Genomic DNA, 15,414 nt, shown 5'->3' with positions numbered 1-15,414 from the left:
CCTCACGGGGTTGGATTAAAGGACTGTATTATATTACTTTATTTTTATCACTCTTCTATTACATTGTCAAATAATGAGGGAATTGTGATGTGTAAAATATTTCAAAAGATATTTCATTCTTCTTGACGCACACTTCATTATTTTCCCATAATAAAACTAACTCATATAAAAAGGGATGAATCACAGATGCTAAATTTAGTACTTATGATGATTGAACGTGTCGGACTTATTGTTATTTTAGGATTTTTACTTTCTCATATTAAAACGTTCAGGCGCCTTCTTCATAAGCAAGATGGGTATGTAGATAAGCTTAAGCTTATTTGTATTTTTTCAGTGTTTACAATTGTAAGCAATTACACAGGAATTGAAATTGCAGGGAATACAATTATGAATGAAAATTGGCTACAAGGTGTTTCATCATCGAGTACAATTGCTAATACACGTATTATGGGTGTTGGAATTAGTGGATTGCTTGGTGGCCCTATTGTCGGAATTGGAGTAGGAGCAATTGCTGGTATTCACCGTTATATGCTTGGCGGGACGACAGCGCTAAGTTGTGCAATTTCATCAATTTTAGCAGGCGTTATAACAGGGTATATTGGATACATTTTCAAAAAATATAATCGTACAATTACGCCTAAGTTTTCAGCGATTTTAAGTGTATTTATCGTTTCTTTAGAAATGATTATGATCCTATTAATCGTAGAGGATGGAATTAATATTGTGAAAACAATTGCGATACCAATGATCCTTGTAAATAGTTTTGGGAGTTTTATTTTACTGTCTATGATACAAGCTATTTTGCGCCAGGAAGAAAATGCGAAAGCTTTGCAAACGCATAAAGTATTACGAATTGCTGACAAAACATTACCATATTTTCGCCAAGGCTTAACAGAAGAATCGTGTAAGCATGTGGCACAAATTATTCACCGCTTTACAGGAACAGATGCGGTATCCTTAACAGATACAGAGAAAATATTAGCTCATGTTGGATTAGCATCAGATCACCATATTCCTTCACATAGTTTAATAACCGGTTTATCGAAAGAAGTGTTAAACACAGGGAAAATAATGAAGGCGAAATCACGTGAGGTTATTAATTGCCAACATGAAGGTTGCCCTTTACAAGCTGCTATTGTTATTCCACTAACTTCACATGGAAATACGATAGGGACATTAAAACTGTATTTCAAAAATCCTAACCAGTTAAGTCGTGTGGAAGAGGAATTAGCAGAAGGGTTAGCAAAAATATTCTCTACACAACTGGAATTAGGTGAAGCTGAGTTGCAAAGTAAATTATTGCAAGATGCGGAGATAAAAGCATTACAAGCACAAATTAATCCGCATTTTTTATTTAATGCGATTAATACCGTATCAGCTTTATGCCGAACAGATGTAGAAAAAGCAAGGAAGTTATTACTGCAGCTTAGCGTATATTTCCGTTGTAATTTGCAAGGGGCACGTCAATTATTGATTCCACTAGAACAAGAATTAAACCATGTACAGGCATACTTATCACTAGAACAAGCAAGGTTCCCAAATAAGTATGGAGTAAAGATGTATATCGAGGATGAACTAAAGACAACTTTAGTACCACCATTTGTTCTTCAACTATTGGTTGAAAATGCATTGCGACACGCTTTTCCGAAGAAGCAACCAGTATGCAAAGTGGAGGTACATGTGTTTGAAAAAGAGGGTATGGTTCACTTTGAAGTAAAAGACAATGGACAAGGAATCGAGCAGAAACGTCTTGATCAATTAGGAAAAATGGTAGTTTCCTCAAAGAAAGGGACTGGAACGGCTTTATATAATATTAATGAACGACTTATCGGGTTATTTGGGAAAGAGACAATGCTTCAAATTGAAAGTGAATTAGAGCAAGGGACAAAAATCCTATTTGTAATTCCGAAAAAAGTAGGGGAGGAAAAACGGAGTGTTAAAAGTATTAGTAGTTGACGATGAAATGTTAGCACGGGATGAATTGAAATATTTATTAGAGCAAACAAAAGAAGTAGAAATAATAGGTGAGGCTGATTGTGTAGAAGATGCATTAGAAGAGCTAATGCAAAACAAACCAGATATTGTTTTCCTAGATATTCAGCTATCTGATGATAACGGATTTGAAATCGCAAATATATTAAAGAAGATGAAAAATCCACCTGCAATTGTGTTTGCTACTGCCTATGATCAATATGCGTTGCAAGCATTTGAAGTAGATGCGTTAGATTACATTTTAAAGCCATTTGATGAAGAGCGTATTATGCAGACATTAAAGAAGTATAAAAAACAAAAACAAGCGCAAATAGAAACGAAGCACGAAATAAAGGGGACAGATGTAACAGCAGAGATGCATAAATTAGCATTACCAATTGAAGAATCAATCGTACTTGTGAATATTGAAGATATTATATATGTAGGACTTGTAGATGGGAAAGTGACAGTAAAAACGATGAGGGAAACGTATGTAACACACGATACACTTGTGATTTTGGAAAAGAAGTTGCCACAGGCAAGTTTTATGCGTGTCCATCGTAGCTTTATTGCGAATATTAATCATATTACTGAAATTCAGCCATGGTTTAATTCTACTTATAATTTAATCATGAAAGAAGGATCGAAAGTACCTGTTAGCCGTACATATGCAAAAGAACTCAAGAAGCTGCTTCGTATTTAAGAAGCAGCTTTTGTATTTCATCCTTTTATATTTGTAACTGATTCTGTATATTTGACGCTCTGTTATGTAAACGCTTACCTATTCGCTTACATCCTATACAATAAAGGTACCAAATCGAAAGAGGTGGCCAAAATGAGTACGAAAAAAGTATATAGTTTCTTATCACAAGCATTCATATTTTCAGCTATTATGTTAGTTTCTAATATTATTGCAACACATTTACCAATTCCGATGCCTTCATCGGTGATCGGATTAGTCATTTTATTTAGCCTATTATGTTTAAAAGTTATTAAATTGGAGCAAGTTGAATCACTCGGAACAGCTTTAACAGGTATTATCGGATTCCTATTCGTACCATCAGGTATTTCAGTTATTAATTCTCTTGGTGTAATGGGACAATACTTTGTACAAATTTTAACTGTAATTGTTGTAGCAACAGTTATTTTACTCGCTGTAACAGGACTATTTGCACAATTCATTTTAGGAAAAGATGAAAAAGAAACAAAAGATACGAAAGAATTGAAAGTAGTAAATAAAGGACGCAAGCACGGAAAGGTTGCGTAACCATTGTAGTTATATATTGTTAGGGGGTAATGAACATGGCAAGCACAATGACTCCATATTTCGGAATCGTCGTTTCATTAATTGCATACGGAATCGGAACATTATTATTCAAGCATTCAAAAGGGTTCTTCTTATTTACACCGTTATTCGTAGCGATGGTTTTAGGGATTGTCTTTCTAAAAGTAGGCAACTTTACTTTTGAAGAATATAATACTGGCGGAAAAATGATTAGTTTCTTCTTAGAACCAGCAACAATCGCGTTTGCAATTCCATTATATAAACAAGTTGATAAGTTAAAAAAATATTGGTGGCAAATTTTATCAGCTATCGTAGTTGGATCTATTTGTTCAGTAATTGTCGTGTTCATTGTTGCAAAAGCAATTGGTCTAGATACAGCAGTAATGAATTCAATGTTACCACAAGCAGCAACAACAGCAATTGCGCTACCAATCTCTGAAAGCATTGGTGGTATACCAGCAATTACATCGTTTGCAGTTATTTTTAACGCAGTTATTGTATACGCATTAGGAGCATTATTCTTAAAAACATTTAGAGTGAAACATCCAATTGCAAAAGGTTTAGCGCTTGGAACAGCAGGTCATGCATTAGGAGTGGCAGTAGGAATTGAAATGGGTGAAGTAGAGGCAGCTATGGCAAGTATTGCTGTAACGGTAGTAGGGGTTGTAACTGTAGTTGTCATACCGATGTTCATGCCATTCATTGGATAGTAAAACTTACTTAAAAAATGAGAAAAGCAAGCTATTTGTAGAACAGATTTCTACTGATAGCTTGCTTTTTATGTTACAGTAGTGGTAAGACCTATTTAAACAATATGTAAGTTTCCTTAAATCTTCATTAATACTGTGTAGAATACGTTTTGAATTAGGTCATTGTATTGTAAAATAAGAAGTAAGCTACTATAGACCTGCTAATGTAGGCGTATAATGAGCTTATAAAAATCTTAATATGAATAAATAATTAAAAGTAGAAAAGAGAGAAAAATCTACTTATTAACGTTTTACTTTATAGGACAGGAGAGAGTACTCGTCGATTATGCAAATAAAAAACCTGTTTCAAAGCAAAGGATTTCAGAGGTTACTCGTATTAGTAATACTTGCTCTCGTGTTATATGGGCTGCAAAGTATGTTGAATCTAATATTAATTACGTTTATTCTTACGTATTTAATGGATCGATTCCAAAAGTTTATTTCTCGCAAATTAGACCACTTTATGCCCATTAATCGAAAGCTCATTATCGCATTTCTATATGTAATGTTAATTGGTGGAATTGCTATTACGCTATTTAAATATTTACCAGTATTAACGATACAAATTTCACAATTGATTTATCAATTTAATGTATTTTTAAGAAACCCACCAGATAGTGAATTAATAAAGTATGCAGTTAATGCTGTCAATCATATGGAACTTTCTAAATATGTAGGACAAGGTGTAGACATTTTGTATAAATCGATTACAAATGTCGGGAAGTTCGGACTTCAAGTTTTACTTTCTTTAATTTTAAGTTTATTTTTCTTATTGGAGAAATCTCGTATCGTTGCTTTTACTGCAAAATTTAAAGAAAGCCGACTTGCAATTTTCTATACTGAAATCGAGTACTTTGGTAAGAAATTTGCACGTTCATTCGGAAAAGTAATCGAAGCACAATTTTTAATTGCAGTTGTTAACTGTGTTTTATCCGTTATTGCACTATGGATATTAGGATTCCCACAATTATTAGGTTTAGCATTAATGATCTTCTTACTCGGTTTAATTCCAGTAGCTGGGGTTATCATTTCGTTATTCCCGCTTTGTATGATTGCTTACAATATCGGCGGTATTATGTACGTGGTTTATATTTTAATTATCGTAACAGTCATTCATGCGCTTGAAAGTTACGTGTTAAATCCGAAGTTTATGTCGCAAAAAACAAACTTACCGATTTTCTATACGTTTATGGTATTAATTTTCTCAGAACACTTCTTAGGTGTATGGGGATTAATTATCGGTATTCCAATCTTCATTTTCTTATTAGATGTCTTAGATGTGACAAGTGATGAAATGGAGAAGGAAGTTGGGAAAAAATAAAGTGAAGAAAAGAAAAAGCATCGATGTTCGATGCTTTTTCTTTTATAACATGATGTTTCTTATGCCATACTGTAAGGAGAAGATAGAATAGGGGTGAAGTAATGGCTGTAAATGAAAAAGTAGAGTTAGCTACATTTGCTGGAGGTTGCTTTTGGTGTATGGTTTCGCCATTTGAAGAGATGGAAGGAATTATAAAGGTTGTTTCTGGCTATACAGGTGGTCATAAAGAGAATCCAACATATAAAGAAGTATGTTCAGAAACGACGGGACATTATGAGGCAGTACAAATTACATTTGATGCAAATAAAATGCCGTATGAGGAGTTATTAAATATATATTGGAGACAAATTGATCCGACTGATATAGGTGGGCAATTCCATGATCGCGGACAGTCTTACGAAACAGTGATTTTTTATCATAATGAAGAACAACATAAAAAAGCAGAGGCTTCAAAAGAAGAGCTTGCAAAGAGTGGGCGTTTTTCAAAACCGATTGCGACAAAAATATTGCCAGCTGCTACATTTTATCCGGCTGAAGAATATCACCAAGGATATCATAAGAAAAACACATTCCGCTACGAGTTATACCGTAAGGGCTCAGGGCGAGATGCATTTATTAAGCAACATTGGCCAAAGGATAATGCTCATTTAAAAGAAAAACTCAATGAGATGCAGTTTTATGTAACACAGGAAAATGGAACGGAACCACCATTTCGAAATGAGTATTGGAATCATAAAGAAGAAGGTCTTTATGTAGATATCGTTTCGGGTGAACCTCTATTTACTTCTTTAGATAAATTTGATAGCGGATGTGGATGGCCTAGTTTTACGAAGCCAGTTATGTCAGCTAGTGTGAAAGAAAAAATGGATGTGAGTCATAATATGACACGTACGGAAGTGAGAAGTAAGGAAGGAGATTCACATCTCGGGCACGTATTTCCAGATGGTCCAGGACCGAATGGACTTCGCTATTGTATAAATTCAGCAGCTCTTCGATTTATTCCAAAAGAGGAATTAGAAAAAGAAGGCTATGGTGATTTCCTAATCTTGTTTGGAAATAAAAAATAACCTCGCAGTTAGCGAGGTTATTTTTTGTTATTTTGCTTTTTTCTTTTTGAACTTGCTTAATACTTCATAAACGATTGGAACAATAAGAAGTGTTAATAATGTTGAACTTGTTAATCCACCAATTACTGTTACACCAAGTCCTTTAGAAATTAAGCCGCTACCTTCAAATCCTAATGCGAGCGGGATAAGGGCACCGATTGTTGCAATTGCAGTCATTAAGATAGGACGCAGGCGTGTTGCACCAGCTTCTAATAAAGCTTCACGTGTTGATAGACCTTCATTTTCTTTATGAATAACGCGGTCGATAAGCACGATTGCGTTTGTTACAACGATACCGATTAACATAAGGGCACCGATCATTGCAGAGACACTTAACGTTTCACCAGAGATTAATAAGGCAACAAGAGCTCCGATGATTGTAAATGGTAGCGAGAATAAAATTGCGAATGGTGCAAGAGCACCGCCAAATGTAACAACAAGAACGAAGTATACAATGGCAATCGCAGCTAACATCGCTAAACCAAGTTGTTTAAATGATTCTTCAATATCTTTTGTAACCCCGCCCATAGAAACATCTACGCCGGAAGGAAGATCCATTTTATCTACTTCTTTTTGAACCGCGGCGGATGCTTTTGAAACGTCATCAGATGTTAGTTTTGCACTTACTTCTGCATAAACACGGCCATCGCGGTGTTTCACTGTATTCGAAGTTTCTCCTTCTTTTACAGTCATCACATCTTTCACAGCCACTTCATTACCAAGTGGCGTTGTAATTTTACGATTTGTTAAGTCATCGATTGTTTCATAATTTTGCTTTTCAGCTTCTACATATACATTGACATCTTTACCGTCTTTTTTAATTGTTGTCAGAACAGGGCGATCATGTTGATTAGAAAGTCCCATTCCGATTTGTGCAGCCGTTAGACCCATTTTACTTAGTTTTTCCTGATCTGCGACTAAAGTGTATTCTGCATACGTTTTTGCAATACTAGAGTCTACATCTTTTAAGTCTTTATTTTTCTTCATGATATTTTGAATATCTTTTACGACAGGCTTAATTTCTTCAGAGCTATCTCCGTAAACGTATAGTTTAATTTCATTACTACCGCCACTCGCTCCGAAATCTTGGTTTTTCCATTCACCTTTTCCAGACATCTTCTGTAAATCTTTAACGACTTGTTCTTTCTCTTTTTCAAAGTTTTTCGTGTCGTTATCATATTGTACGAAGAACATTGCTTGATTTGATTGACCAGGGCTCATTGGGTTTTCTCCACCTAATGAGAATTGAATTGTTTTGACGTCTTTATTATCTTGGAAGTGCTTTTCAGCTTTTGTAGCAATTTTTTCAACGTCTTCTAACGTTTGACCTGGTTCAGGATTGTACGTTGTAATGATCATTTTTTCTTCTTCAGCTGGTAAGAAGCTTACACCGATAATTGGCACAAGTGCAAGACTACCAACTAATAGAAGGACAGCAATACTTGATGTAATAATTTTATGATTTAAAGCCCATGCAAGTATGCGTTTATAAATGTTTGCTAATTTACTTGTTTTTTCTTCATGATGTACTTCTTTTTCTCTCATGCTCTCTTTTTTAAATAAAGAGTGAGCTAGCATCGGTACGATTGTAACTGCTACTAGTAACGATGCTAATAAGGCGAAGACGATAGTTAAGGCGAATGGTAAGAACATTTCACCAATCATACCTTTTACTAGTCCAAGCGGTAAGAATACCGCGATTGTTACAATGGTAGAAGACATAATTGGGATAAACATTTCCTTCGTAGCTTCACGAATTAAATCTTTCCCACGTAGTTTTTCTTCTGATAATGACATACGTCGGTAAATGTTTTCAATAACAACAATTGAGTCATCGACGACGCGCCCGATAGCGACTGTCATTGCCCCGAGCGTCATAATGTTAAGCGTAATATCCATTTGCTTTATGACTAAAACAGCAATTAATAAAGAAAGTGGTATGGAAACGACCGAAATTAATGTTGTTCGGATATTTCGTAGGAACAGCATAATAATAACAATCGCAAAGATAGCACCAAAAATGGCTTTGCTCAGCATGGTTTCTACTGATTTCTCAATCGGTGCACCTTGGTCGAATGTTGAAATAATCTCTAAGTCTTTATATTTTTTCTCAAGTTCTTTTACTTTATCTTTAACAGCATTTACAACATCAACTGTATTCGCGTCAGCAGCTTTCACAATTTGAATTCCAATTGCTTCTTTTCCATTTGTTCGAGAAATAGATTCTGCTTTTCCGACTTCTTTAATGTCAGCAATTTCGTCTAATGTAACTGTCGGAATCCCGTTCATAGCGGCTGGATTCATTGGCGGCACTTGTGTAACAGCTCCAGCATTTTGACTACCTTGACCGCTTGCTGATGAAGGAACAGCAGGGATTTTTAATTCTTTTAATGCTTTAATTGTTGTAATATTCCCATCTACAACAACTGATTTTTCTGTGTCTTTAAATGTATATAAGCCAAGTGGTAAAGATATATCCGATCCTTTAATTACATTTTTTACAGTATCTTCACTTAAACCTAATTCTTTCAACTTATCTTTCTTGAAGACAATTTGCACTTCATCTACTTGTTGACCTGAAATTTGAACAGATGCGACCCCATCAAGTCCTTTTAATCCTGGAACAACATTTTTTTCTACATTTTCAGTTAAGGTAGCTAAAGATTCATTTTTACTTGCTACACTTAATGAAATAACAGGAAAGGCATTGAAGTTTACACGTGAAACTTTCGGGTCCTTTACGCCTTCTGGCAGTTTCACATTTGCGAGAGATTCTTTAATTTCTGTTTCAGCCTTTTCCATATTTTTATCAAAATCATATTCTACCTGAATAGAAGATGCGTTTTGAAAAGATGATGAATTAACAACGTTTACACCACTTAAATTTTGCAGTTGCTCTTCCATTGGTTTTGAAACTTTATCAGCTACTTCTTCTGGTGTAGCACCAGGATAAACCGTGGTTACTGTTACAACAGGTGTTGTAATATCAGGAATTGTTTCCAGCTTCATGTTAAGCCCAGAATAAATACCTGCAATGGTAACAATAATGGTTAGTAGCCAAACTGCGAACTTATTTTTTAACGAGAAATTAATGATTTTGTTCATGTTTGCGCTCCCTTTTTATTGTATTGACCAAATGGTCAGTCTAACACATAATATAACTGACCATTTGGTCAGTCGTCAATGAAAAGAGATGGTATAATAAATTCATAATAAGATGCGAGATTAAATTTAGGAGAGAAGATATGAAAGAAAAAGAGCGTTTAATTATAGAATCGGCTATGAAGTTATTTGCGACTAAGGGTGTAAATGCGACATCAGTACAGGAAATTGTGACAGCTTGCGGCATATCTAAGGGAGCTTTCTATTTATATTTTAAATCGAAAGATGAGCTTTTATTAGCAACACTTCGATATTACTATGACAAGATTCAAAATAAAATGATGGATATTGATAAAGAATCATTATTACCACGTGAAAAATTTGCAAAACAATTGCATTGCCAGTTTAACGATATACAGAAGCATAAGGAATTTATTATTATGCATGCGAGGGAAAATGCTATTCCTTTTAATAAAGAAGTGGAAGAGTTTATGATGCGGATGAAGTTAGAGTCTCACGCATTTTATCGGAATAGTTTACTGTCTATTTATGGTGACAAGGTTATGCCATATTTATTAGATTTAGTCATTATGGTAGAAGGAATATGCCGTGGCTATTTAGAACTAATTATTTTACAAGCACCAGAAATTGACTTATCTTATGTCTCTGCTTTTATTTTGAAAAGAGTAGATGATTTAGTAGATGGATTGGTAGAATCTTCGGAAGAACCCGTTTTGCATGAAGAAAAGCTTGGAGAATTTCTTTGTAAATCAGAACTCATTAAGGAACAGGTTAAGGAACATTTTTTAAAGGAAATTATTGTGTTTAAACGCACATTAGCTGATCAACTAGAAGATGAGGAATTGCTTGTTACACTAGATGTTTTGGAGGCAGAAATGAGATTGCAAAATCCAAGGATCCCGGTTATTCAAGGGATGTTATCTAATTTAGAGGTATATCCAAATTTAAAAGAATTTCGTTTGAGGCTTATGGGGTATTACAATATAAAAAGGTAACAATGATAGTTTTCATTGTTACCTTTTTTATTATGCATTCACTTTTTCTTTTGTTTGTGTAGTCTCTTCTTGCTCAATATTAATTGTTTCTTTCACGATATAAATCGGACGGTTTTTACTTTCGTCATAAATACGAGCAATATACTGGCCGACGATGCCAAGGCCAAGTAACTGAATACCACTAAAGAATGTAATAGCAACCATAATGGATGCCCAACCTGTTTGCGTATCAGTGCCAATGATTTTTACAGTAATTGTATATAGTAAAACAATTATTGAAATGAGAACTGATAATAAACCTAAAGTCATAACGATACGTAACGGTTTTGTTGAAAATGCAATAATGCCATCAGATGCAAATTTAATCATTTTCTTTAATGGATATTTTGTTTCACCAGCAAAGCGCTCATCACGCTCATATTCAACATACGTTTGGCGGAAGCCAACCCAAGACATCATACCGCGGATGAAACGATTTCGTTCCGTCATTTGATTGAAAACATCAGCTACTTTGCGATCGATGATTCGGAAATCACCAGTGTCTTTTGGGATATCGATATCAGACATGTAGTTTAAGAATTTATAGAAATATTTAGCTGTTAAAAGTTTGAACCAAGTTTCACCTTTACGTTGTTTACGTTTTGCATAAACAACTTCATATCCTTCTTCCCATTTTGCAATAAGTTCAGGAATAACTTCAGGTGGATCTTGTAAGTCTGCATCTATAATTACAATAGCGTCACCTTTTGCAGCAGCGATACCAGCTGTAACAGCTACTTGGTGTCCAAAGTTACGTGCGAAGTTAACGATTTTTGTACGATAATCATTTGCTGCAATTTCAGATAAGATTTCCATGGTACGGTCTGTGCTACCGTCATTTACAAATACAAACTCGTAATTAATATCATTTTGAAGCATAACGGACTTTAAACGGTTATAACATTCCTGTGCTACTTCTTCCTCGAAGTACATAGGAACTACAACCGAAATTAATTTTTGCATGTTGTATCCTCCGTATTTTTAATAAGTTGTTCAAGTTTAATTAGTAGCCTTTTCAGTTTGGTTGAATGTCCAAATTTTATTAAGGACAAAATTTATAACCATTCCGACACCAATTGCGAAGATCTGTGCAATTAATGCATTAAGAGTAAGTTTGTCTACTAATATAAATAAACATAATGTATTAAAAGCCAATACAATTAAATTTACAGTTAGAAATTTAAAGAACATTGACGTGCTTTTATTATTAGGTTTAAACACCCAATTTTTATTCCAATAGTAGCTATTGGCAACACCAATTAAATAGGCAATGGTATTCGCAATCAGGTAGTTCATACCGAATTTTAATAATATCCAAAAGCTAATAATTGTAATGAGTGTATTAAAGATCCCTACTAAACCAAACTTTAAGAGTTTCTCCATAATAGTATCCTCAACTTTATAAAATGTATAAACAAAACAGGAAATGTAGAAAGGTTACTCGTACATAACAACTATCAATTATAGCATATTTCATGCTTAAACGTTATTTATTTTAGGTAAGATAATTTTCTGAGCAATGAATTTCAATTGGGTTTGGTTTTGGGGAATATGAAAAAGAGTAGGTGATATGTGTAAAATATAGGCGAATATATGGTATGATTTATTTATTATCAACAGTCAGAAAAAGTATAGTGTAAACAAAAATGAAATGGGTATTTTAGTTTTTTTGTATAAATGAATAGCTCTACATATTCAGTACGTTTTTGTAATGGAGTTAACGCTATTCTTATATTAATGTTAAAGGAGTAAATTGTGTTGAACTTATTTTTAAAAGGAATGTCTACTTTCTCTACACGTGCGGTATATATCATATACGGTTTTTTTGCGTCGGTATTACTTATTAATTATTTTTCAGATACTCAAAAATATAACTATGTAACATTATTAGTGGGTGTTTTATTATTATCTATAGTGGGAAGTTTTATCCTTAGAAAAAGTTCGCTGTATCTAGAAAAATTAAATGAAAAAACATGCTTTTTCGTTTTAGTAATCGTTTGTTTAGCAGTTAAATTAACATGGGTACTCAGCTATCAAATCCAGCCATTAGTTGATTATGCAACGTTTTATTATACGGCAGAAGAATTAAGTAAGAACTTCGTTATTACTAATAGATACATAGCACTATTTCCACATATTTTTGGTTATGCTTCATTCTTAAGTATTTTCTTGAAAATATTTGGATCAAGTTATATGATACCACCTATTTTAAATGTCATTTTAACTACAGTATCAATGGGATTAATATATGCTATAGCTAGAAAAATTGGTGGGGTTAAAACTGCAATAACAGCAAGTGTTTTATGGATCGCTTTACCTTCTCAAACAATGTATAATATGTTCGCGATGTCAGAGCCACTCTATTGTACTGTATTGTTGTTGATTTGGATGATTATGATAATTGTTCATGAGAAAATCTCTAATATGAATATAAAAAGATTACTTGTTTATGCCATTTTAATAGCAGCATTACTTTCGTTTATGAACATGGTACGACCAATTGCGGCAGTTCCAATTATAGCTGTAGTAATATGGACCTTTATTATATGTACAAAGCAGATAGGGAATAAAAAAATATGGTTAAACAAGATAATACATGTAGGTGTTATCATTGTTGGATACCTTATTTTTTCTTCGGCGATAAATCAGTATATAACATTACGTCTAGGTGAGGAGATAGCATCAGCTCCAGGATATAACATTTATGTAGGCTTTAATGAGGAAAGCTCGGGGAAATGGAATCAGCCAGATGCTGAACTATTGTTTCATTATAGCGATAAACCAGGATGGAGTGCTGATGACGCTCAACAGAAAATGCTAGAAGAAGCAAAGAAAAGGATACAAGGTGGTAATATCAATTTTGTGAAATTATTCTCTGATAAATTCTTTGAGTTTTTAGGTGAGGATAGTGCAGCTGTTTCCTATGCTGGACCTGTATTAGATCATAAAGTACGATATACTATAGCATCTAATATGTTTTATTACTTCTTAATTGCTACCTCATTACTAGGTGTATTAGTAGCCATAAGAAATAAAAATAAATCCGCTTTATTTATTATTTGCTTGTATGCGATAGGGCTAACAATGGCGCAGTTGTTAGTAGAAGTGGCATCAAGATATCATTATTCGGCTACAATATCAATGATAATTTTGGCTGCTTTCGGCATAAATCATGCTTATAGTAAAAAAGAGAATATAGATATAAATGAAAAGGCATGAGTTCGGTATTGCACTGGGCTCATGCCTTTTTATTTGTTCTTAATTTTTTTTGATATTTAAATCCTTATTGTATTTTATAGTTTTGAGGTTTTTCTGTTCGATATAAATCGATAACATAAATATAGGCCATAGCTCTGAATGATTGTAAAGCTAGGAATGATGAAGTATCGATATCTTGTTTGGTACTCGATTAAGAAATGAACAGTTACGTAACCAATTATCAATAATAAAAATAGTGTGTAATGCGTGTTGTTTTGCTTAGTCAAGATGAGATAAAGAAATGCTAGCGTACCAAATAACATAGCTGTAATATACATATACTTTTCATATTTCATAAGGTCGTTTTGTAAAGTAATCATATTATTATCTGTGTTCCCCAGTGTTAGTAGACTCCACGATGGGGCTGAGTCGTAATCTGCCCACATGAGCGTGAATTTATCGCCAAATAAAGATAAAACTTTTTGTGGATCAGCTAGTCGCTCTTGAATTAGTTCCTTTTCAGCAGCTTTACGTTCTTCACCGATTTCAATGGACATAATATATTCTGCATCAGCTGCAGAATAACCACCCTTTGTTTCATGATTAAATCCTACTGTGAATTTCCAAAGAGGATCACGGTTAGATAGCGGATATTGTGTAATTCCAGCAGATATAAATGAATAACTTATAATGTAATGTATAAGGTAAAACACGATGAAAATCCCAAAAAGTTTCTTAATGGAATTGAAAATGTCTTGTTTTGATTTGCCTAGCATACCTTGTAAAAAAACATAAATAGTTACCGCAATCAGGATGATAGCACCAAGAGGACGCATGATATCCCCTAAAGAAAGTGAAATCCCTATGAAAATCCACATGTATTTATGGCTTAATCCTTTTGTAATTAATAAATAAAACCCAAGATAAAATAAGAATGTAGCAAGATGCTGATTTGTTAGGACTGAGCTTAATACAATGCTTGGGATATATATTGCGTACAGTAATCCAGCTATGCGCCCAGACCACTCATTAAATATATGAGAAGTTATTTTGTAAACGAGTAATGTTGTTCCTGTGCAATATATCACATTTAAGAGCTTTAAAAGGAAGGTACCTTCACCAAATAAATTGATAATAAAAGCTTGGTACATTGTAAATCCAAGTTGGTAAACCCATGAAGTATAATATATACTTTGGGCAAAACTAAAATCTCCTTTAGTTGCTTGTATAGCGCCGTTGTACATCAAAGCAAAATCTGATTCGACAGGGGTTTGGATATTAAGAACCCAGATTAATCGAATAGAGAAGGCTAAAATGATAAGTGAAATAGTAAATACTAGCGTTGACATATATTTATTAGAAATATAACCAATTAGTAAAAATAGAAGACCTATTATAATGATACTTGGGATTATTATAAGTAAACGAGTGTTAGCTTGATTTCTAACCACAGCTACTGATTGAAATGTAATAGCTGCTGAAATAATAAGACATAGCACTAATAAACATTTCACAAAAAATGTATTGAGTTTTGGAAAAAATGTACTTTGCATTATATATAAAAACTCCTTATCAAATTGCATGGTTATTTAAAACGAAATCCCTTTACACATTAAATATGAGTGTA

The 15,414-nt window shown here is 33.8% G+C and carries 12 protein-coding genes; 8 read left to right on the top strand and 4 right to left on the bottom strand.

Annotated elements, in window-relative coordinates; translation table 11 throughout:
• Positions 1-186: 186 nt before the first annotated feature.
• From lytS to msrB, 6 genes are all read left to right on the top strand, one after another.
• The gene (gene lytS, locus CO726_RS16970; protein WP_099685031.1) at positions 187-1,956 is read left to right on the top strand and encodes a two-component system sensor histidine kinase LytS; all 1,770 of its coding nucleotides are present in this window, start codon (positions 187-189) and stop codon (positions 1,954-1,956) included.
• On the top strand, positions 1,934-2,674 hold the full coding sequence (locus tag CO726_RS16965; RefSeq protein WP_099685030.1) for a LytR/AlgR family response regulator transcription factor: 741 nt from the start codon (positions 1,934-1,936) through the stop codon (positions 2,672-2,674). Before lytS ends, CO726_RS16965 begins: the two co-directional genes overlap by 23 nt.
• A 132-nt stretch (positions 2,675-2,806) precedes the next feature.
• The gene (gene lrgA / locus CO726_RS16960; RefSeq protein ID WP_098759014.1) at positions 2,807-3,238 is read left to right on the top strand and encodes an antiholin-like murein hydrolase modulator LrgA; all 432 of its coding nucleotides are present in this window, start codon (positions 2,807-2,809) and stop codon (positions 3,236-3,238) included.
• Between the two features lie 35 nt (positions 3,239-3,273).
• A complete protein-coding gene (gene lrgB / locus CO726_RS16955) occupies positions 3,274-3,966 on the top strand; it encodes an antiholin-like protein LrgB (RefSeq protein ID WP_000168869.1) in 693 nt (230 codons plus the stop codon).
• Positions 3,967-4,291: 325 nt separating this feature from the next.
• The gene (locus CO726_RS16950) at positions 4,292-5,326 is read left to right on the top strand and encodes an AI-2E family transporter (RefSeq protein ID WP_099685029.1); all 1,035 of its coding nucleotides are present in this window, start codon (positions 4,292-4,294) and stop codon (positions 5,324-5,326) included.
• Positions 5,327-5,427: 101 nt separating this feature from the next.
• Positions 5,428-6,393, top strand: coding sequence for a peptide-methionine (R)-S-oxide reductase MsrB (msrB, locus tag CO726_RS16945; RefSeq protein ID WP_099685028.1), 966 nt, complete (start codon positions 5,428-5,430; stop codon positions 6,391-6,393).
• Between the two features lie 27 nt (positions 6,394-6,420).
• Here the strand turns inward: msrB and CO726_RS16940 are convergent, their stop codons facing one another.
• Positions 6,421-9,537 carry an efflux RND transporter permease subunit gene (locus CO726_RS16940; RefSeq protein WP_099685027.1) on the bottom strand — a complete coding sequence of 1,039 codons (3,117 nt, stop codon included), beginning with the start codon at positions 9,535-9,537 and terminating at the stop codon, positions 6,421-6,423.
• A 140-nt stretch (positions 9,538-9,677) separates the two neighbouring features.
• On the opposite strand from CO726_RS16940, the gene CO726_RS16935 reads away from it, so the two are divergent.
• Positions 9,678-10,550, top strand: a complete 873-nt coding sequence (locus tag CO726_RS16935) for a TetR/AcrR family transcriptional regulator (protein WP_098759018.1) — start codon at positions 9,678-9,680, stop codon at positions 10,548-10,550.
• 30 nt (positions 10,551-10,580) lie between these two features.
• Here the strand turns inward: CO726_RS16935 and CO726_RS16930 are convergent, their stop codons facing one another.
• Together CO726_RS16930 and CO726_RS16925 are read right to left on the bottom strand one after the other, a co-directional pair.
• A complete protein-coding gene (locus tag CO726_RS16930) occupies positions 10,581-11,552 on the bottom strand; it encodes a glycosyltransferase family 2 protein (protein ID WP_099685026.1) in 972 nt (323 codons plus the stop codon).
• 36 nt (positions 11,553-11,588) lie between these two features.
• Positions 11,589-11,972 carry a GtrA family protein gene (locus CO726_RS16925; RefSeq protein ID WP_061680095.1) on the bottom strand — a complete coding sequence of 128 codons (384 nt, stop codon included), beginning with the start codon at positions 11,970-11,972 and terminating at the stop codon, positions 11,589-11,591.
• Between the two features lie 375 nt (positions 11,973-12,347).
• Between CO726_RS16925 and CO726_RS16920 the strand changes: the two genes are divergently transcribed.
• Complete coding sequence (locus tag CO726_RS16920) at positions 12,348-13,808, top strand: glycosyltransferase family 39 protein (RefSeq protein ID WP_099685025.1); 1,461 nt, start codon at positions 12,348-12,350, stop codon at positions 13,806-13,808.
• 74 nt (positions 13,809-13,882) lie between these two features.
• Here the strand turns inward: CO726_RS16920 and CO726_RS16915 are convergent, their stop codons facing one another.
• Positions 13,883-15,340, bottom strand: coding sequence for a glycosyltransferase family 39 protein (locus CO726_RS16915; protein ID WP_099685024.1), 1,458 nt, complete (start codon positions 15,338-15,340; stop codon positions 13,883-13,885).
• Positions 15,341-15,414 lie beyond the last annotated feature (74 nt).

It is taken from the genome of Bacillus fungorum, from assembly GCF_002746455.1.
GTDB classification, from domain to species: Bacteria; Bacillota; Bacilli; order Bacillales; family Bacillaceae_G; genus Bacillus_A; species Bacillus_A fungorum.
The sequence above is the reverse complement of the archived record's forward strand: the minus strand, read 5'-3'. Positions and strand labels throughout refer to the sequence as shown.